The following is a 19,084-nucleotide window of genomic DNA, read 5'->3' on the forward strand; positions in this document are numbered from 1 at the left end:
CCGTTATTCGTGGGGTTCGTTGGGCACGATTCAGAACATACCGCCCGACAAGGCAAACAGCATGCCCAACAGGGCCGCGGTGCGATCGCGTTCGTTCACGTACACGCGACCGTCTTCCATATTCAGGTGCCCGCGCCAGAGCTCGGCGTCGGCGTCCCGCTGCAGCCAGCCCTGCGCCGCCAGGGCATGGAGACGCTCGTCCAGCTCCGCCTCGGGATAGGCCGCCTCGAACTCGCGCACCCATTCCAGCCCGAGCCGCAGTTCGCTGTCCAGTACCACCGTCTCCAGCGGCCGGGTGCGGAAGCCGCGCGCATCACCGCGCAGGCCCAGCTCGGTCGTCAGCGCCACCTGACGTGCGGGGGATTCGTTGAACGAGGCCTTCAGCTCGACCGCCGGGCGGTGCTCGATCATGCGTTCGATCGCATCGGTGATCACCGACCCGCCGAGCGCCAGACGCTGCCCGCGTTCGAGGTCACGCTCCTGCAACACCTCCAGGTCCTGGATCATCTGCAGCAGTGCCGGGCGATCCCAGCGCAGCATCGCAAACTGGAGATCGACAGTCTCGAGTTCCAGCACGTCGGCGTCCGCCTCGCGCAGGCGGACCTCGTCGATCTCCAGGCGCAGGCGGCTGTCCAGGCGATCGTTATTGGTCTTCTGGAAGGCATTCACCCGCGGCCGGGTCAGCTCCATCTCGCCCTGCTCGTCGCGAAAGCGCAGCTGCGCGGCCGCCAGGCCGCCCTCGTAATCGGGCAGGCGGCCGTAGATGCCATCCTCGTCTGGTTCAAACACGGTCGCAAAACGGCCCTGCTCCACTCGCAGGTCCGCCTCGTCGTCATGCAGACGCAGTGCGGGCAGGTCCAGGCTCAGCAGCAGCTGCTCCGCCGACCAGGCAAAGCGCCCCTGGCCCGCATCCAGCTCGAGCCACAACGGCCCTTCGCCATCAACACGGTCGGCCACATCCGGGACCTCCATCAGGTCCAGCGTCAGGGGCTCGAACTGCACACGCGTAGTCAGACGACCACCCATGCCGGCGTGCGTCTGCACGACCAGATCGAGCTCGTGCAGCAGATGGGCCGCGAGCGAGCCCTCCGGGGCCTCGAGGGCACCCAGGTCCACGTTCGATTCGCCGCGGGCGCCGAGCACGCCGTGGCGTACCCGATGTTCCAGCGGAATGACCAGTTCGGTCTCGCCGTCATTGAGCGTCAGCTCGCTGCGAGCGGTCGCGGTGCGATAGCTGCGCCGGTATTCGACCATCTCGTGGCGCAGATCCACCTCGCCGATGCGTGCCTGCTGGGCCTCGGTCACGTTGCGCTCGACCTGCCCACCGACAAACACCGGCCAGGCGGCGACCACGATCAGCAACACCAGTACCAGCACGATCCATTTACGCATCACGCATCTCCCCGGGCCTCCATGCCCCTGCTATTCCTCAAGAAACGCCACGTCGCCGACACCGTGACGGATGATCTCCGGTACGTCACCGGTCAGGTCGATCACGCTCGTCGGCTCCAGGGTGCCGGCCCCGCCATCGACGACTTCGTCCACGACCTTTGACAGCCGCTCGTCGATCACCCAGGGCTCGCTCAGCGGCAGATCCTCGCCCGGCAGTTGCAGCGTCGCGGTCATCAGCGGCGATCCCAGTTCCTCCAGCAGCGCCGAGACGATGCGGCTGTCCGGAACGCGCAGGCCAATGGTGCGCCGCTTGGGGTGCTGCAGGCGGCGCGGCACCTCGCGCGTGGCCGGCAGGATGAAGGTATAGGGCCCGGGCGTCAGGCCTTTCATCAGGCGAAAGGCCGTGTTGTCGACCTTGGCATAGACGCCAAGCTCCGAGAGATCCCGGCACAGCAGCGTGAGGTGATGGGTCTCGTCGACCTGGCGAATGCGGCGGATACGGTCGGCGCCGGCCTTGTCGCCCGGCAAACAGGCCAGGGCATAGCAGGCATCGGTCGGGATCGCGATCACGGTGCCCTCGTGCAGCCGATCCAGGACCTGCCGGACCAACCGGGGCTGCGGGTTTTCGGGGTGTATCGCGATCATGAAGTCGGGCCACTGATGACAAGGCGCGCAGTGTAGCGCATGGTGGGCGCCGCTTATAAGGCGGTCTGGCTGCGTTAGAATTTACGTCCCAACCCACGGAGACGCCGATCAATGCTCTACATGATCCAGGGCCAGGACGCGCCCGACTCGCTGGATGCCCGCCTCGCCGCGCGGCCGGAACACGTCGCCCGCCTGCAGGCGCTGCACGACGCCGGTCGCCTGGTCCTGGCCGGTCCGCTGCCGGCGATTGACAGCAACGACCCGGGCCCCGCCGGGTTCACCGGCAGCCTGATCGTGGCCGAGTTTCCGTCGCTGGAGGCCGCCCACGACTGGGCCGACGCCGACCCCTATGTCGCCGCGGGGGTCTATACCTCGGTGGACGTTCGTCCTTTCAAGCAGGTGTTTTGATCATGCGTACCCGTCCCGCCGCGCTCGTTGCCACTCTCGCCCTCGCGGGCCTTCTGGCCGCCTGCGGGAATGGCGACGAGGGTCTGCCGCTGCCCGACGAAGAGGCTAGCGAGCTCGACACGGTCATCACCGATACCGATGACGAGGACACGGTCGCCATCGTTAACGATCGCGCGATCACCCGCGCCGACCTGTTCACCTATGCCGGCATGGACGAGGATCCGGGGTTGGCCACGCAGGGCGAAGGCGTGCTGGACGAGGTCATCAGCCTGGAGCTGCTACGCCAGGAGGCGTTGAAGCGCGGGCTGGGCGACGACCCCGAGATCCAGCGCATCCTGAAGATGGTCGAGACCAATCTGCTGGCTTCGATGCTGATGGAGCGCATCGCCGAGGAGCTCGAGATCAGCGAAGAGGACGTGGAAGCGGAATACGAGCGCCAGGTCGAATACCTGCGCGGCACGGAGTACCGCGCGCGTCACATCCTGGTCGAGGACGAAGACAGCGCGCGCGAGCTGCTGGCACAACTGGACGACGGGGCCGATTTTGCGGAGCTGGCCGAGGAGCACTCCATCGACCCGGGATCCGCCGCCCGGGGCGGGGACCTGGGCTGGTTCACGCCCGATGGCATGGTGCCGGAATTCGCCGCCGCCACCGAGGCCCTGGAACCCGGCGAGACCACCGACGCGCCCGTGCAGTCCCAGTTTGGCTGGCACCTGATCCGTCTGGACGACACCCGCGAGGTGGAAGTCCCGCCGCTGGACGAGGTGCGCGCCGAGATCATCGAGATCCTGGAAAGCCGCGCCATTCAGGAAAAGCTGGAGGCCCTGCGCGCCGAGGCGACGATCGAGATCCCGAACCGGCCGGAGAACTGATTCGGCCCGTTCGGGCGGGCGCGTCAGTGCCCGTGACCGCCGTGCCCGTGACCCGCGTCATCGTGTTCCATGTGATCGTGCCCGGCACCCTCCTCGGCCTCGCCGCGGCGGACCTGCATGTGCAGATCCATGGTCTCGCCGTCCTCGAAGGTCACACGTACGGCGACCCAGTCACCGGCCGTCAGCGGCTCGTGCAGACCGATGAACATCAGGTGCAGGCCGCCCGGCTCCAGCACCAGGGCCTCGCCCGCGGGCAGATCCAGGTGTTCGACCTCGCGCATGCGCATCACGCCATCCTCGTGGGTGTGCTCGTGCAATTCGGTAGTCTCGGCGATCGGCGACTCGGCGGCCACGATGCGGCGATCGGACCCGCCGGTATTGCGCAGCTCCAGGTAGCCGGCGGTGGTATCCCCCGGTACCAGGCGCACCCATGGCGTGCCTTCCATCTCCAGCCCTTCCAGGCATTCGCACGCCTCCGGGGCCTCCTCGGCCATCGTGGTACCACCGCCCACACCGAGGCCAAGGACCAGGGCGACGGCCCCGAGATTTCGTAATACGCCGAGTTTCATCATCGCGCTCTCCAGATGTGTGGCTGGCCGCATACTAACCCAGCGAGGATCATCGAGGAGGCGCGGTCGCGCACACAGACAATTCGCTTAGAATAACGCGCCGGGAAGGAACCCTCCGACCCTTTAGTGCCTCCAACCGACCGGCCCTGCCCCATCCGACCGAGAACACCATGCCGCGCCTTCTTCGACGTGCCCTGCCCCCCTTGCTGATCCTCGCCGCTGCGATCGTGGGCTTCCTCGTATTGCGTGCGACGGGCCCCGAGGCGCCTGCGCCGGAGGCCACCGAGCGGACCTGGCCGGTGCAGGGGCTGGTGGCCGAGTTGGGCGAACACCACCCAGGCATCCTGCTGAACGGGCGCAGCGCGTCGGCCCAGACGGCCACCCTGCGCGCAGCCGTGGAGGGCGAGATCGAAGCCGTCCCAGCCCGGATCGGGGCGCGCATGGAGGCTGGCGAAACCCTGTTGCGCATCGACCCGCGCGAGGCGGAACTGCTGCTCGTCCAGCGCACGGCCGAACGCCGTGAGCTCGAGGGCGCAAAAGAGAGCGAGGAGATCCGCGCCCGCTTCGATCGCGAGGCCCTGGTGCGCGAACGCGAACTCCTGGAGATCGCCGAGCGTGGGCTGCGCCGGGCGCAGAACCTGCGCGAACGCGATCTCGGCTCCGAGACCGACGTGGACACAGCCCGGGAGGCCCTGGAACAGGCCAGCCTGACGTTGGACAACCGCGAGCAGGCGATGGCCGATGCCCCGATGCGCATGGCCCAGGCAGAGGCCCGCCTGGAGCGCGCGCGGGCTGCCGAGGATCAGGCGCACATCGATCTCGAGCGCACCACGATCACCGCACCCTTCGATGCCCGGATAGTCGAAGTCGAGGTGGCCGTCGGCGAGCGTGCACGCCCGGGCGACCCGCTGGTGCGCCTGTTCGCGCTCGACGACCTGGAGATTCGCGCCAGCATCCCGGCCTACATCCTCCCGCGCATCGAGGAACTGCTGGACGCGGGCGAGGAGCTGACTGCCCATGCCCGGGTGGGCGGGCGCACGGTGCGCACGGAACTGGCACGCCTGGAAGGCGAGACGCGCGCGGGCGAAGCCGGGACGCGCGGCGTCTTCGAGGTACGCGAGGGTCATTCGGCGCTGAACCTCAACCGCTTCGTCGAGTTGACGCTCCGCCTGCCGGCCGAGGCCGACAGTGTCGCCGTGCCCTACGAGGCCCTCTACGGCCGCGACCAGATCTTCCGCGTCGTGGATGACCGCATGCAGTCGCTGCGGGTCGAGCGTCTCGGCGAGTTCGTGACCGACGCCGGGGACGTCCGGGCGCTGATCCGCCACCCGGATCTGGAGACGGGCGATATCCTGGTCGCCACCCGCCTGCCGAATGCCGTGGACGGGCTGAAGGTCGAGGTCGAGGAGCCCGGCGAACGCCCGGACCGCGATGCCGCGATCCCGCGCGCCTCCGACAGCAACGGGGAACAGGACCCGAACGATGACTGACGCCGATCCCGGCCAGCGCGCCGGCGACGGCCCGAACGAGCGCCCGATGCCCGGCGGGGGATCGCGCGACAACGGCCAGCCACCGCGTGGTCCCATTCAGCTGTTCCTGGAACACCGCCTGGCCGCGAATCTGCTGATTGCGCTGATGCTGCTGGCCGGGGCGTTCGCGCTGACCAAGCTGAACACCCAGTTCTTCCCGAACTTCGAACTGGACTTCATGATCGTGGAAGTGGTCTGGAGCGGCGCCAGTGCGGAGGACGTGGAACAGGCGATCATCGATCCCCTGGAGCAGGACCTGCGCACCGTGGACGGCCTGCGCAACATGACCTCGACCTCTGCGCTGGGCGTCGGCGTGGTCACGCTGGAGTTCGAGGCGGGCACCGACATGACGCGGGCCGCCGAGCAGGTCAACGACCGCGTCGACCAGCAGCGCAATCTGCCGGAAGACGCGGAAACCCCGGTGGTCAAACGGATCATCCGCTACGAGCCCGTGGCGCGGCTGCTGATCACCGGCCCGGAAGACCCGCAGCAGCTGCGCCGGCTGGCCCGGCAGTTCGAACGTGAACTGCTGGATGCCGGGATCGCCCAGATCGAGTTCACCGGGCTGACTGAAGACGAGATGGCCATCCAGGTGCCGGCGCGCGAGCTCTATCGACTGGACATGACGCTGGACCAGATCGGTGCGCAGATCCGCGAGATGGCGCAGGACTTCCCCGCCGGCTCGGTCGGGCGCGACGATACCGCGCGCCAGATTCGCAGCCTGGAGCAGGCCCGCGATGTTGTCGGCTTCGAGCGGCTGATCCTGCGCGGCGACACCGATCTGGGGCGGATCAGGCTGGGCGATATCGCCGACATCGAACTGCGCCCGCGCGATGGCGAGGTACGCACCCGTGCCAACGGCAAGCCCGCTATCGAGATGCAGCTGCTGCGCTCGGAGACGGGTGACTCGCTGGAGGCCGCGCGCGTCCTCGAAGACTGGCTGGAGGAGACCAAACCCGCCCTGCCCCCGGGAGTGGATCTCCAGGTGATGGATGCCTTCTGGGAACTGCTGGCCGAGCGCATCAACCTGCTGCTGAAAAACGGCCTCGGCGGCCTGATGCTGGTGCTGGGGATTCTGTTTTTGTTCCTCAACCGGCATGTCGCGCTACGCGTGGCGCTGGGCATCCCCATCGCGTTCACCGCCGCGTTTGTCGTGCTGTGGCTGGTGGGCGGCTCGATCAACATGATCTCGCTGTTCGGCTTCATCATGTCGCTGGGGATCATCGTCGACAACGCGATCGTGGTCTCGGAGCATGCCTACAGCCTGCACCAGCGCGGGCTGGACGCGGGCCGGGCCGCGCGCGACGGCGCCCGGCGCATGGTCGGTCCGGTGATCGCAGCCTCGCTGACCACGGTCGCCGCCTTCATGCCGCTGATGCTGATCGGCGGGGTGATCGGAAACATCCTGTTCGACATCCCGCTGGTGGTGATCTGCGTGATCGTGGCGACCCTGCTGATTGCGTTCCTGATCCTGCCGGCCCACCTGAAGGGTGTGATGCATCGGCTCAAGGAGCCCGCCCCGAACAGCCTGCGGGCGCGCTTCGACGCCGGCTTCGAACGGCTGAGAAATGGCCCGTTCCGCCGCGCTGTTACGCACTCGGTGGACCACGCGGGCGTCACCCTGGCACTGGCCGTGGGCGCGCTGATCCTGGCCATTGGTCTGGCCGCCAGTGGCCGCATCGGCTTCACCTTCTTCCCCTCGCCCGAGGGCACCATCGTCAACGCCGGGGTGAACTTCGTCGCCGGCACCCCGCCGGAGCGGGTGGAGTCGTTCCTGATCCACGCCGAGCGCGCTCTTGAGGAGACCGAGGAGGCATTGGGCGGCAACCTCGTGCGCACCTCCGTGACCCGCCTCGGCAAGGGGATCGACCCGGGCGATGGCAATGCGCCCAAGGGGGAGCAGTTCGGCAACATCCAGGTGGAACTGGTCTCGCCGGAAGAACGGACCGTGCGCAATCGCGAGTTCATCCGCGAATGGGAGGACCGCATCCGCCAGGCCCCTGGAATCGAGAACTTCTCCATCGACGAGCGCCAGACCGGTCCGCCCGGGCGTGACCTCGATATCCGCCTGACCGGGGACGACCCGCATGTACTGAAGGAGGCGGCGCTGGAACTGGCCGACATGCTGGACGACTTCCCCGGGACCTTCGCCACCAGCGACGACACCCCGTTCGGGCGCGAGCAGTTCGTATTTCAGCTGAAGCCCGAGGGCCGCGCGGTCGGGCTGACGACCGAATCGGTCGGGTTGCAGCTGCGCAACGCCTTTGATGGCTACCTCGCCCAGCTCTATCAGGACGGGCTGGAGGAAGTGGAGGTTCGCGTACGACTGCCGGATGGCGAGCGCCACCGCAGCGAGAGTCTGGAGCGGCTGAACCTGCGCCTGCCGGACGGGGCCTTCGTGCCACTGGACGACGTCGTGGAACTGCGTTCACGCCAGGGGTTCGAGACCCTGCGCCACGCCGATACGCGGCTGGCCATTCAGGTCTCGACCGAGGTGGATCGGGCGGTGAACAACGCCGCCCGTATCCGGGCGGCACTCGAGGACGGGCCGCTGGACGAGCTGGCTGTCCGCTATGGCGTCGAGTACTCCTTCGAAGGGCGCGCGGCCGACCAGGAAGAGACCTTTGCCGACATGCGGATGGGCCTGCTGCTGGCGCTAGGGCTGATGTACATCGTGCTGGCCTGGGTGTTCGCCTCCTGGGGCTGGCCGCTGATCGTGATGGCAATCATCCCGTTCGGGATTCTCGGCGCACTGTTCGGGCACTGGGTGATGGGTGTGGAGCTCACCATCCTGTCACTGTTCGGCCTGTTCGGACTGACCGGGATCGTGGTCAACAACTCGATCATCCTGGTCAGCTTCTACCAGGGGCTGCGGGAGACCGGACTCGCTCTGCGCGAGGCGATCGTAGAGGCCGCCTGTCAGCGCCTGCGTGCGGTCATCCTGACCTCGGTCACCACCATCGCCGGGCTTACACCCCTGCTGTTCGAGCGCTCGGTGCAGGCCCAGTTCCTGATCCCGATGGCGATCTCGATCGTGTTCGGACTGGCCTTCGCGACCCTGCTGGTGCTGTTCGTGATCCCCGCCCTGCTGCGCCTGTACGAGGGGCGCTTCGGACGCGCGGAGGCCACCGAGGCACGCGTTTCTTGATTCTCGCTCGCCAGCGAGTAAACTTCCGGCGCCACGAATTCCGTTTCACCGGGGCCTGGCCCCGGCAATCCAAACGTCCCAGGAGATAGGCATGGCTGGACATTTCCCGTTTGCTGGTAAGCGCGGCACGCGCTACGGCCTCGCCCCGCGCGGCACCATCGCCGCCTTTTTCGAAAACCACGGGTTCAACGAGGACCTGCAGGAGAAGTACTACAAGTGGTGGTACGACTGGGCCAAGGACTTCGTCGAGAAGGACGCCGATCTCTCCTACACCATGATCACCAAGTTCGACAGCTATCCGATGGGCACCCATGCCCACCACTCGTTCCATCTGAACGGCAAGTACTGGCCGAGCTGCCTGGACGAGCTGGGCTCGTTCATCCGCGACGTCATCTTCCCGAAGATGGACGAAAAGGCGATGCACGATCTCGAAGAGAAGCACGCCAAAATGATCAAGGACCTGGAGAAGGAAGCCGAGTCCAACCCGCGCGAAGCGGCCCCGGACGTCGGTCTGTTCCGCCACGTCTGATCGGCAGCCTTGCCGCAGCATCCGGCCCCGCCCTGCGGGGCCGGTTTGTTTAGGGAAACACTGATTAATGAACGCCGCGAAGCGTGAAGCCATCTTCGAACGCCTGAAGGCGGCGAACCCCGAGCCGACCACCGAGCTCGAATACAACACGCCCTTCGAACTTTTGATCGCAGTCATCCTGTCGGCCCAGGCCACGGATGTCGGCGTGAACAAGGCCACCCGCCGCCTCTACCCCGCCGCCAACACGCCCGAGGCGATCCTCGCGCTGGGGCTGGACGGGTTAAAGGAACACATCAAGACCATCGGCCTGTACAACGCCAAGGCCGAGAACGTGATCAAGACCTGCCGCATCCTGGTCGACCAGCACGGCGGCGAGGTTCCGCGCGACCGCAAGTCGCTGGAGGCCCTGCCGGGGGTGGGCCGCAAGACCGCGAACGTCGTCCTGAATACCGCCTTCGGCGTACCCACCATCGCGGTGGACACCCACATCTTCCGGGTCGCCAACCGCACCGGACTGGCGCCCGGCAAGAACGTGCTGGAGGTCGAGAAGCGGCTGATGCGGCTGACGCCAAAGCCCTATTTGCAGGACGCCCACCACTGGCTGATCCTGCACGGACGCTATGTCTGCAAGGCGCGCAAGCCCGAATGCTGGCGCTGTCCGATCGAGGACCTGTGCGAATACAAGGCGAAGACGCCGCCACCCATCGGCGCCTGACCACCCCCATACCTTCGAGGAACACCCCATGTACGGCAACCGCGACCAGATCCGCACCCAGTTCGTCGACGCCTGGCACAAGGCGCAGGCCGGCGAGACGCTGACCGACCTGGAACAGCAGCTGGTGGACGTGATCTCAGAACACCCCGAGTACCACGAATTCATCAAGGACCGCGAGACCGCGCTGACTGGCGAATTCCCGCCGGAGCTGGGCACCTCCAACCCGTTCCTGCACATGGCGATGCATCTGAGCCTGCGCGATCAGGCGCGCACCGACCGCCCCGCCGGCATCCAGGCCGCACACGCGAGCCTGTGCGCCCGCTTTGGCGTGATGGATGCCGAGCACCGGATGATGGAATGCCTGGGCCAGGCCCTGTGGGAGGCCCAGCGCAACAACACGCCGCCGGACCAGAATGCCTACCTCGAGTGCATCCAGCGCCTCGCAGCGCGCTAGGGAGACGCTGATTGAATCGCACGTCCGCGTTGGTGCCCCCTGTTTTCCGAGACAAGGCGCCTCTGGCAGCGGGTAGTGGTTCTACCCGCCCGTTCTTGATGGATTCGGGGCGCAACGCAGGATCGGGGAACAGGGGGCGCCAACCCCACAAGCCATTGAAAGCAGGGGCTCGGCCGCCCGTTGTTATCAAGAACGGGCGCGCGCACAGCGTTGCGGTTCCCTTGTGCAGAATGACTGCACGGCAGTCACCGCGCCTTGTTCGCACGCAAAAGCGACTCGAGCGCGGACGCGCGATTCAATCAGCGTCTCCCTAGGGAAACGCTGGTCTAACGCGAGAACAGGCGCTGCCACCAGCGCCGGCGGCTGCCGGTCGGGGGGATCGCGGCCTGCAGGTCCACCGGTGGGACCCGCGAGAGCACCCAGCCGGGCAGTATCCTCAGCCCCGAGGAGCCACAACTGGCCCCCAGGTGGTTCGGGTCGAAGATCTTCACAAAGCTTGGGGCATCACGATCGTCGACATAGACGATGCCGCAGTAATCCTCGTCATGATCCTGCCGCAGCAAGTGATCGACCTCCTCCAGGAAACGCCGAAAGTCCTCCGCCGAGACCGGCGCCTGCGGCACTGCATCGCCCACGGCATAGATGTACCAGTGATCGTCCGCCTGTTCGCGCAGCCGGGCCCACACGGCATCCAGGTCATTCCAGTGCAGCACACCGGTACTGCCCGCCTGAAAGCGCTTGAGAAACTCGGGTTCGAGGGCGGACGGGGCGGACATCGCGGTAACCGGTAGGGGTGAATCGTCATCGTAGCCCGCCGTCGACTCCCTTGCATGGAACCCACGGCCTGCGCGAGCCTCTGAACAGCAACACTCTTCCCAACGCCCGGACGATGCGTCAGCTCACTCACAATACCTCTCTGCACGCGGAACCGGAGCAGGTCTTCGACCTGTTGAGCCACGTGCCCAACTTTGTCGATCTGTGCGACAACGTCGAGCATATCGAACCGCTGGGGGACGCGCGCTACCGCTGGACCATCCGCGCGGCGGGGATGAAGCTGCATTTCGATGTGGAGGTCTGCGAGGCCGCGCGTCCGGAGTATTTCGCCTGGCGCTCGATCCGCGGCATCCAGAATCGGGGCAGCTACCGCCTGAGCCCCGGCGAGCCTGGCCACACGCAGGTGGCGTTCGAGCTGCAATACCGCCTGGGCAGCCCGCTGCTGGAGGCCGCGGTGCGCCGCGCCGCGCACTCGCTGGTCGAACGCGTCTCCGGTCAGTTAATGACCCGGGTGCAACACCGGCTCGATGTCGAGAACGGTCGCTCCTGACGCTTCAAGCCGGGCGGCCTATGGCGTACGCACCGGTGTCCTGTGGCGCCACTCCCCGTATACCGACGCCAGCACACCAGCCGCCGCCAGACATGCCGCGAACACATAGACCGAGGCCGGGCTGATGCCGTCCCAGAGATAGCCCGCGACCAGGCTCCCCGCCGCACCCCCCATCCCGAATGCCAGGGAGGAATACAGGGCCTGCCCGCGCCCTTGTAGCCGCCCGGGGAAGAAGTAATGGATCAGCGAGATGGCGGCGGCGTGATAGACGCCGTAGCTCGCCGCATGCAGGGCCTGGATGAACAACAGCATGGGCAACGAGTCGGGGATCGCGGCCAGGAGCCCCCAGCGCAGGGTGGTCAGCACCAGCGCCACCGACACCAGGAACCAGGCGCCGAAGCGCAGGATCAGCCTCGGCATCAGCAGGAACAGCACCACCTCCGCCGCCACCCCGAGCGCCCACAGCTGGCCGGCCACCGCCCGCGAGAACCCGGCCTCCTCCAGGTACAGCGTGAAGAACGCGTAGTACGGCCCGTGGCTCGCCTGCATGAAAAAGCAGGCCGCAAACAGCGCGATCACCTCGGGCCGCTTGAGTACCGCGACCAGCGCCGGGACGTTGTTGTCCTGTTCCAGGTCGCGCACGGGCTCGCGCACCCAGAGCGTCGCCAGCCAGAGGGCTGCGAAGATCCCGAGCACGATCCAGGGCAGCCAGGCGATGTCGATATGGTCGAAGGCCCAGCCCAGCAGCGCGACCGCGACGATAAACCCGACCGACCCCCACAGCCGCACCAGCGCGTAGCGATGGGCATCGCAACCCAGGGTACGCATCGTGGTCGCCTCGAACTGCGGGAGGATTGCATTCCAGAAGAAGCTGAAGGCCGCCATCACCACGGCCAGCCACCAGTAGCCGGTGTACAGCAGTACCCCGGCAAAGGCGATCACTCCGCCAAACGCTCCCCAGCGTGTAATCGGCATGTGCGCGCCGGCGCGGTCGGCCAGCCAGCCCCAGACGTTGGGTGCAATGATCTTGGTGGCGAGCACGATCGCCATCAACTCGCCGATCTGCGATCCGCTAAAACCGGCCTCGGACAGATACGGGCCCCAGAACGGCATGAACGCGCCGAGGCTGGCGAAATAGAAGAAGTAGACCGTGGAAAGGCGCGCGCTGGGGATCACCGGAACAGGCCTCCGGCGATGCGGGCACGGCGGTACGCGCCCATATCAGTCGTGCGGCAGGTCGCGCAGTTCCGGCAGGCCGGTGTCACCGACGTCGGCGTTTTGTCCACGATGGCGCAGGGCGTGATCCATCAGCACAAGCGCCATCATCGCCTCGGCGATCGGGGTCGCACGGATGCCCACGCAGGGATCATGGCGACCCTTGGTGACCACTTCCACCGGTTCGCCGGCGGTGTTGATGCTGCGTCCCGGCAGGCGGAGGCTGGAGGTCGGCTTGAGCGCGATGCTCGCGCGCACGGCCTGGCCGGTACTGATCCCGCCGAGCACGCCGCCGGCGTGGTTGGAGAGAAATCCCTCGGGGGTGATCTCGTCGCGGTGCTCGGTGCCCCGCTGGGTCACCGATTCGAAACCGGCCCCGATCTCCACGCCCTTGACCGCGTTGATACTCATCAGCGCATGCGCCAGTTCGGCATCCAGGCGATCGAACACCGGCTCGCCCCAGCCCGCCGGTACACCCACGGCCTCCACCGTCACTCGCGCGCCGATGGAGTCGCCCGACTTGCGCAGGGCATCCATGTATTCCTCCAGCTCCGCGACCTTGTCCGGGTCGGGGCAGAAGAACGGGTTGTCGTTGACGATCTCCGGCTGCTTTGCTTCCAGCTCGATCGGGCCCAGCTGTGACAGCCAGCCACGGATCTCGATCCCGTAACGCTGCTGGAGGTAGCGCCGGGCGATGCCACCCGCCGCCACACGCAGCGCGGTCTCGCGCGCGGAACTGCGACCCCCGCCGCGGTAATCGCGCAGGCCGTACTTGCGGTGATAGGTGTAGTCCGCATGTCCCGGACGGAAGCGATCCATGATCTCGCTGTAGTCCTTGGAACGCTGATCGACGTTCTCGATCAGCAGGCCGATCGGAGTCCCGGTCGTGCGGCCCTCGAACACCCCGGACAGGATGCGTACCTGGTCCGGCTCGCGGCGCTGGGTGGTGTGGCGCGACTGTCCCGGCCGACGGCGATCGAGGTCGAACTGCAGGTCCGCCTCGCAAAGCTCCAGACCGGGCGGACAGCCGTCCACCACCGCGCCCAGGGCCGGCCCGTGACTCTCACCAAAGGTACTGACGACGAACAGTCGCCCAAAGCTGTTTCCCGACATGCGCGATAGTGTATCCGCGCCGCGCGGTGCTGTCGCCTGTCGCCGCCCCGACCGGACGGCAAAGCCACGATGTTTCTGCCATGATCGACAGCGTGCAAATTAATCAGTGCTTCCCTGGAGAAAGGAGATGAATATGTCGCGTTCGATCAAACGCCTGGCCGCCGGCACCGCCGCCGCGGCCTGTCTGGGACTGGCCGGTGCGGCCCAGGCCGACGTGTTCAACCAGCGCATGATGAGCATGGAGCTGGCCAACGACATCGCCGAGGCCGCGGTGCTCGCCTGCCGCGAGAAGGGACATCAGACCAGCGCCGTGGTCGTCGACCGCGCCGGCAACGACCGCGCCGTGCTGCGCGACAACCTGGCCGCCGTGCAGACCATCCAGATCGCCGGCGACAAGGCCCGAGCCACGGTCATGTCCGGCACCAGCTCCGGCAACTTCCGTGATAACCGCGAAGACATCCGCATGGAGATGAACCACGTGGACGGCATCATCATGCTGGAAGGCGGGCTGCCGATCGAGGTGGCCGGCAGCATGATCGGCGCGGTGGGTGTATCCGGTGCCCCCGGTGGTGATCTGGATGAAGAATGCGCCCAGGCCGCGCTAGACTCGGTTCAGGAGCGACTCGACTTCGCGATGTAACGAGTCCCTGGGGACGGCCGCCGACCCACGCCCGGAGCCTTGATGAAAGATCCACTCGCCAATCAGAAGACGGTTCCCGCGCCCGGCGTACGCCGGATTCGCCCGCAGGAGGCCCATCAGCGGCTGCAGGAGCGCCCGCGCGACCTGCTGATCGACATCCGCTCCACGATGGAATTCCTGTTCGTCGGGCACCCGCAGGGCGCCATCCATATCCCGTGGATCGACGAGCCGGACTGGACCGTGAATCCCCACTTCGTGCCCCAGGTGCGCAAGCTGCTGCTGGGGGGCGCCGAGGATCACAGCGAGGATGCCCCCGCGCTCTACCTGATCTGCCGCAGCGGGAAGCGCACGCTGGCCGCCGGCCAGGCCCTGGTCGATGCCGGTATCGAGAACGTGTACTCGGTGGATGAAGGCTTTGAAGGGCCGCTGGACGAACACCACCAGCGCTCCACCCGCGGTGGCTGGCGCTACCACGGGCTGCCCTGGGAACAGTGCTGAGCGAGTCAGCGTCTCCCTAGCGGTGGTACTCGCCGGCGCGCTCCGGCTGGTACTCGACGGCCTCGATGCGAACATGCATCTGCCCGCCACCCGGGCGCGGCCATTCGATCTCGTCCCCCTCGGACAGTCCCAGCAGTGCACTGCCCACCGGGGCCAGGATCGACAGCGTGCCGCCGCTGTCATCCACATCGCGCGGGTAGACCAGTGTCAGCGAGAATTCCTCGCCGGACTCGGTCACCCGGAACCGGACCTTCGAATTCATCGTGACCACGGTGCCCGGGATCTCGCGCGAATCCACGACATCCGCGCGGTCCAGCTCGGCCTCCAGGTCGGCCTTGCCGGGGAAGCTGTCGTCCGGCAGCGACTCCAGCAGCTTGTCCAGACGCTCAATGTCCGTGCTGGAGACGACGATCTTCGGCTTACTCACCTTTACACACTCCAATAAAGCAGAACGCGCCCCCACGGGAGGCGCGCTGAATAAAATAGGGACCAATCCGAAATCGGAGAATCAAACCCGAGAGTAGCCAAGGCCCAGGCAAAAAGCCATATTGGCCGAGACGGGTATTCCTGCGCTTAAGTCACGTCTCGCGCCACACCGAATAGCCACCCCGCAGGACATGGGCGTCAATACCCATGGCGCGCAGGCTCGCAGCCACCAGTTGCGACCGACCACGGTACCCGCAGTACACGACGACCGGCTGCTCCGGATCCTTCAAGTAGGCCTCTATACTGGCCTCCAGCTTCGGCCGCGGGATATTCACCGCCCCATCGATGATGCCTTCTGCCGCTTCCTCCGGCTGGCGAACATCCACCAACAGAAACGACCGCCCCGCCTGGCGCCAGTCAGCAAGATCCGCGGGTTCCAGATGCGGCAGCTCTTCTTCCAGTTCCGCAATGCGCTTCTCGAACAGGCTCACAGTCAGTGGCTCCGTTGGGTACACAGGGTCACCATTCTATCGTCTCGACAGAGGCTGGGTGTTCACAGAGACGGGCGCAGCAAGAGCGGGGCGATGCGCAGCGTAAACAGCAAAAGGCCGACGAATGCGGCCACCGCACCGACCGCCGTCAACAGGGGCACACCCAGGAGCCAGCCCAGCCCCATCGCCAGCACGGCCAGGTGCACCAGAATCTGCGGCGTCCAGGCCCACAGCCAGCCGCCCGCGATCGGGTGCCCGGTAAAGCGCGGCAGCATGTGCTCGCCCAGGCCCATGATCAGCAGCAGCAAAAACCCGAGGGTAAAACCGTGCAGCGCGGCGGGGCGCGCGGCGCCATCCAGAAAGAAGCCACCCAGCGGCAAGGCCGCACCCGCGATCAGCAACCAGATCATCGCGCCCAGCACGGAGGCACGGCTGGAGGCCGAAAGCCCCAGCCCGACATGACGCGCAGCCTTATGCGTGCGCTCCGGCGCATCGGCGACCAGCGCGGTCGCGGCCGTGCGATCCAGCAGCCCAATGTGCTTGAGCTCGCCGTCCACCACCACGGCCGGGATGGAACGTATGCGCAACCGGGTCGCCAGTTGACGCCCCTCAGGCTGCCCCATGTCGACCACCGCGAAATCGATCTGTTTCTTCTGGGCCACCTCGCGCCAGATGCGCTCGGCATCATGGCAGGAGGCACACCATTCGGACACCAGCAGTTCCACCTTCATGAATCGGTTGCCTCCCAGCCTCAGTCGGCACAGCGCATGCAGTGGATGTCGTAGCGGTCGATCCACTGTTTGAGCCCGTCGACGGCTTCGGGCCCTGTGTGCAGCCGTTCCAGCGCCTTTTGCGGGTCGTCCGGGCGCATCACCACCACCCAGGCATCGGTATAGGGAGCGACATTCACCAGCCCCGGGTCGGCCTCCACGGCCGGGTTGATGCGCTCGATGGTGCCGTCGAAGGGCGTGGGGATCCCCCCCGCCCACTTGCCGGACTCCAGCCGCGCGACCGGCTTGCCCGCAGCCCGGTGCGAACCCGGCTTGCGAAAACGGAAGTACTGCACGCGCCCCGCCATCGTCTGGGCGGGATCGGTAATGCCCAGGGTAAAGGTCCCATCATCCTCCGGACGGACCCAGACATAGTCGAGGTCATAGAACAGGTCGTCCGGCAGCTCACAGCCGTTGTATTCGGTATGGCTCATCACGCCCCCTTCGGACCATAGTGGCGCACCGTGAGTGCGATATTCAGCGCAAACAGGATCATCGCCCCCCAGGCCATCGCCCCGCCGACCGCAACCGTCGGGTTATGGAACATCATCCAGCCGGCGATCATCACCCAGAGGCCGACATTGGCCAGCACGAACTGGACATGCGCCAGCCGTTCCGAGAACAGCGAGCGCCCGGAAAAACGCGGCAGTACGTGAAGCCCCACGCCGTAAATCATCATGATCACGAATCCCAGCAGCATCAGATGACCATGGATACGCGGCACGTTGCCGGGGATCAGCCCCGGATGGGCCAGCCAGAGGACGCCGATCAGTCCACCCAGCAGCGCATAAACCAGTGCGGCCAGGATGAACATCCGGTTGCGTGGATGCATGTCGCGTTCGCTCCCTTTGCTTGTTTGTTACGGCTTTGTTTGTTCTTCAGCGAGGCTAGACTACGATAAGATGCATAACGAATGCATTGATCGAGATCAACACGGACCCGGGAGACTTAAGGGACAGTAGCGCCTCCGTTATTCGTACACACGCCGTCGCCCCGCGATCCGAGCCTATTGATGAAACTGCAACTCCACGAACCCGCCCCCGGCTTTCACCACCCGATCGAACTCCTGCGGGCCTGTCATCGGCGGATCACGAACTGCCTCGACGCGCTGGAGCGACTGTCGGGACACCTGGAGCAGCACGGGGCCGACGCAGAGGCCCAGTCCGCGGCTCGCCGTGTGCTGGCCTATTTCGAGCAGGCCGCCCCGCAACATCACGCCGACGAGGACCAGGATCTGTTCCCGATCCTGCATGCATACCGCGACCATCCCGAGGCCCATCCACAACTGGGTGAGTGGATGGATCGCCTGAGCGCGGAGCACCCTCGGCTTGAGGCCGGCTGGGACGCCCTGGAGCCTGCCCTGCAAAACATTGCGGCGGGGCACGCGGATCCGCTGGAAGGCGCGACTGACTGGATCCAGTGCTACCGGACCCACCTCGAGCTGGAGGAACAAGCCGTACTGCCACTGGCTGACCACCTGCTCAGCGCCGAGGAGCGCGCCCTCATCGGACGTTCCATGGCGCGCCGGCGCGGCATCCCGGACGCGTACGCGAAGCCCGCCGATGAGTGACTTTCTGCTGGACCTGCGGGGGCTGGGCGACCACGCACACACCCGCGCCTACTACACGCTGCGCGAACTCCAGCCGGGTCAGGTCTTCGACGTCTGGCTGGATCAGGAGCCGCAGCTGCTGATGGATGCCGTCAGCCTGCAGCTGCGCCACGCCATCCACTGGCAGGTGCAGGAGAACGGCCCACCGCTTTGGAAACTGCGCGTCCAGCGCCGCGAGGACGTCGCGCCCGTGGACCTCGTCGATCTCCTGCAGCGCGACCACCTGCGCATCGACCGCCTGTTCGCCAGCGCCCTGCACAAGGTCAATGCCGGCGATCTCGAGGGCGCAGCACCCGACTTCCAGGCCTACGTGGAAGGCCTGCGCCGACACGTGCATGTGGAAAACGAACTGATCGTCCCGACGCTTGAGGTTGCGCGCGGGGCCGGCAGCCAGGACCCGGTCACGATCATGCTGCGCGAGCATGACGAGATCCTGGAACAAACCGCACTGCTGGAACACGAGTTTCAGGAAGGTGTCGAGGAGGCCTGGATGGTGGCCCCCTTCTTCGCCCTGATCTCCGGGGCCCTCGCCAAGCACGAAAGTCGCGAGGAGCAAAACGTGTTCCCGAACTGGGGACGCCGCCTGCGCCACGAGCCCGACCTGGCGGCCGAACTCCTGGAGAAGGCCCGTCAGCAGCTAGGGGCCGGCGCCACCACGCCCGGACAATAGGGGTCGGCAATACGGAATGATTGTGTCACGATGGCCCATCGCCACGGCCTGACACGACGTGACACCA

The 19,084-nt window shown here is 66.5% G+C and carries 23 protein-coding genes; 12 read left to right on the plus strand and 11 right to left on the minus strand.

Going from position 1 to position 19,084, the window contains the following annotated elements:
• Positions 1-30: 30 nt before the first annotated feature.
• Together TK90_RS08680 and TK90_RS08685 are read right to left on the minus strand one after the other, a co-directional pair.
• Positions 31-1,392, minus strand: a complete 1,362-nt coding sequence (locus TK90_RS08680; protein WP_012983094.1) for a DUF945 family protein — start codon at positions 1,390-1,392, stop codon at positions 31-33.
• Positions 1,393-1,422: 30 nt separating this feature from the next.
• Positions 1,423-2,037, minus strand: a complete 615-nt coding sequence (locus TK90_RS08685) for an L-threonylcarbamoyladenylate synthase (RefSeq protein ID WP_012983095.1) — start codon at positions 2,035-2,037, stop codon at positions 1,423-1,425.
• Between the two features lie 111 nt (positions 2,038-2,148).
• On the opposite strand from TK90_RS08685, the gene TK90_RS08690 reads away from it, so the two are divergent.
• Together TK90_RS08690 and TK90_RS08695 are read left to right on the plus strand one after the other, a co-directional pair.
• On the plus strand, positions 2,149-2,445 hold the full coding sequence (locus TK90_RS08690; RefSeq protein ID WP_012983096.1) for a YciI family protein: 297 nt from the start codon (positions 2,149-2,151) through the stop codon (positions 2,443-2,445).
• A 2-nt stretch (positions 2,446-2,447) separates the two neighbouring features.
• Positions 2,448-3,317, plus strand: coding sequence for a peptidylprolyl isomerase (locus TK90_RS08695; RefSeq protein ID WP_012983097.1), 870 nt, complete (start codon positions 2,448-2,450; stop codon positions 3,315-3,317).
• 23 nt (positions 3,318-3,340) lie between these two features.
• On the opposite strand, the gene TK90_RS08700 is transcribed toward TK90_RS08695, so the two are convergent.
• On the minus strand, positions 3,341-3,889 hold the full coding sequence (locus TK90_RS08700; RefSeq protein WP_012983098.1) for a copper chaperone PCu(A)C: 549 nt from the start codon (positions 3,887-3,889) through the stop codon (positions 3,341-3,343).
• A gap of 167 nt (positions 3,890-4,056) precedes the next feature.
• Between TK90_RS08700 and TK90_RS08705 the strand changes: the two genes are divergently transcribed.
• From TK90_RS08705 to TK90_RS08725, 5 genes are all read left to right on the plus strand, one after another.
• Positions 4,057-5,376 (plus strand): efflux RND transporter periplasmic adaptor subunit, encoded by a 1,320-nt coding sequence (locus TK90_RS08705; RefSeq protein ID WP_012983099.1) that lies wholly within the window; start codon positions 4,057-4,059, stop codon positions 5,374-5,376.
• The gene (locus TK90_RS08710) at positions 5,369-8,563 is read left to right on the plus strand and encodes an efflux RND transporter permease subunit (RefSeq protein WP_012983100.1); all 3,195 of its coding nucleotides are present in this window, start codon (positions 5,369-5,371) and stop codon (positions 8,561-8,563) included. The genes TK90_RS08705 and TK90_RS08710 overlap by 8 nt, the downstream gene beginning before the upstream one ends.
• Positions 8,564-8,654: 91 nt before the next feature.
• Positions 8,655-9,092: a hypothetical protein gene (locus TK90_RS08715; RefSeq protein ID WP_012983101.1), complete on the plus strand. Its 438-nt coding sequence runs from the start codon at positions 8,655-8,657 to the stop codon at positions 9,090-9,092.
• A gap of 67 nt (positions 9,093-9,159) precedes the next feature.
• A complete protein-coding gene (gene nth, locus TK90_RS08720; RefSeq protein WP_012983102.1) occupies positions 9,160-9,807 on the plus strand; it encodes an endonuclease III in 648 nt (215 codons plus the stop codon).
• Between the two features lie 28 nt (positions 9,808-9,835).
• Positions 9,836-10,261 carry a DUF1841 family protein gene (locus tag TK90_RS08725; RefSeq protein ID WP_012983103.1) on the plus strand — a complete coding sequence of 142 codons (426 nt, stop codon included), beginning with the start codon at positions 9,836-9,838 and terminating at the stop codon, positions 10,259-10,261.
• Between the two features lie 326 nt (positions 10,262-10,587).
• Here the strand turns inward: TK90_RS08725 and TK90_RS08730 are convergent, their stop codons facing one another.
• A complete protein-coding gene (locus TK90_RS08730) occupies positions 10,588-11,037 on the minus strand; it encodes a hypothetical protein (protein ID WP_012983104.1) in 450 nt (149 codons plus the stop codon).
• A gap of 113 nt (positions 11,038-11,150) precedes the next feature.
• Here TK90_RS08730 and TK90_RS08735 point away from each other — a divergent pair, with 113 nt between their 5' ends.
• The gene (locus tag TK90_RS08735; RefSeq protein WP_012983105.1) at positions 11,151-11,585 is read left to right on the plus strand and encodes an SRPBCC family protein; all 435 of its coding nucleotides are present in this window, start codon (positions 11,151-11,153) and stop codon (positions 11,583-11,585) included.
• A gap of 18 nt (positions 11,586-11,603) precedes the next feature.
• Here TK90_RS08735 and TK90_RS08740 read toward each other — a convergent pair whose 3' ends face one another.
• The gene (locus TK90_RS08740; RefSeq protein WP_012983106.1) at positions 11,604-12,761 is read right to left on the minus strand and encodes an MFS transporter; all 1,158 of its coding nucleotides are present in this window, start codon (positions 12,759-12,761) and stop codon (positions 11,604-11,606) included.
• A 45-nt stretch (positions 12,762-12,806) separates the two neighbouring features.
• On the minus strand, positions 12,807-13,913 hold the full coding sequence (aroC, locus tag TK90_RS08745; protein WP_012983107.1) for a chorismate synthase: 1,107 nt from the start codon (positions 13,911-13,913) through the stop codon (positions 12,807-12,809).
• A 133-nt stretch (positions 13,914-14,046) separates the two neighbouring features.
• Here aroC and TK90_RS08750 point away from each other — a divergent pair, with 133 nt between their 5' ends.
• The gene (locus tag TK90_RS08750; RefSeq protein WP_012983108.1) at positions 14,047-14,553 is read left to right on the plus strand and encodes a heme-binding protein; all 507 of its coding nucleotides are present in this window, start codon (positions 14,047-14,049) and stop codon (positions 14,551-14,553) included.
• A 42-nt stretch (positions 14,554-14,595) separates the two neighbouring features.
• Positions 14,596-15,051: a rhodanese-like domain-containing protein gene (locus TK90_RS08755; RefSeq protein ID WP_012983109.1), complete on the plus strand. Its 456-nt coding sequence runs from the start codon at positions 14,596-14,598 to the stop codon at positions 15,049-15,051.
• Positions 15,052-15,067: 16 nt separating this feature from the next.
• On the opposite strand, the gene rnk is transcribed toward TK90_RS08755, so the two are convergent.
• The 5 genes from rnk to TK90_RS08780 all read right to left on the minus strand — a co-directional run bounded on the left by rnk (position 15,068) and on the right by TK90_RS08780 (position 17,570).
• Positions 15,068-15,478 carry a nucleoside diphosphate kinase regulator gene (gene rnk, locus TK90_RS08760; RefSeq protein ID WP_012983110.1) on the minus strand — a complete coding sequence of 137 codons (411 nt, stop codon included), beginning with the start codon at positions 15,476-15,478 and terminating at the stop codon, positions 15,068-15,070.
• 151 nt (positions 15,479-15,629) lie between these two features.
• Positions 15,630-15,968: a rhodanese-like domain-containing protein gene (locus tag TK90_RS08765; protein ID WP_012983111.1), complete on the minus strand. Its 339-nt coding sequence runs from the start codon at positions 15,966-15,968 to the stop codon at positions 15,630-15,632.
• A 62-nt stretch (positions 15,969-16,030) separates the two neighbouring features.
• Positions 16,031-16,699, minus strand: coding sequence for a thioredoxin family protein (locus TK90_RS08770; RefSeq protein WP_012983112.1), 669 nt, complete (start codon positions 16,697-16,699; stop codon positions 16,031-16,033).
• Between the two features lie 20 nt (positions 16,700-16,719).
• A complete protein-coding gene (locus TK90_RS08775) occupies positions 16,720-17,172 on the minus strand; it encodes a glycine cleavage system protein H (RefSeq protein ID WP_012983113.1) in 453 nt (150 codons plus the stop codon).
• Positions 17,172-17,570: a hypothetical protein gene (locus tag TK90_RS08780; protein ID WP_012983114.1), complete on the minus strand. Its 399-nt coding sequence runs from the start codon at positions 17,568-17,570 to the stop codon at positions 17,172-17,174. The genes TK90_RS08775 and TK90_RS08780 overlap by 1 nt, the downstream gene beginning before the upstream one ends.
• Positions 17,571-17,750: 180 nt before the next feature.
• Between TK90_RS08780 and TK90_RS08785 the strand changes: the two genes are divergently transcribed.
• The gene (locus TK90_RS08785; RefSeq protein WP_012983115.1) at positions 17,751-18,308 is read left to right on the plus strand and encodes a hemerythrin domain-containing protein; all 558 of its coding nucleotides are present in this window, start codon (positions 17,751-17,753) and stop codon (positions 18,306-18,308) included.
• Positions 18,301-19,017, plus strand: a complete 717-nt coding sequence (locus tag TK90_RS08790; protein ID WP_012983116.1) for a hemerythrin domain-containing protein — start codon at positions 18,301-18,303, stop codon at positions 19,015-19,017. Before TK90_RS08785 ends, TK90_RS08790 begins: the two co-directional genes overlap by 8 nt.
• Positions 19,018-19,084: the final 67 nt, after the last annotated feature.

The sequence above is a fragment of the Thioalkalivibrio sp. K90mix genome (genome assembly GCF_000025545.1).
GTDB lineage: Bacteria > Pseudomonadota > Gammaproteobacteria > Ectothiorhodospirales > Ectothiorhodospiraceae > Thioalkalivibrio.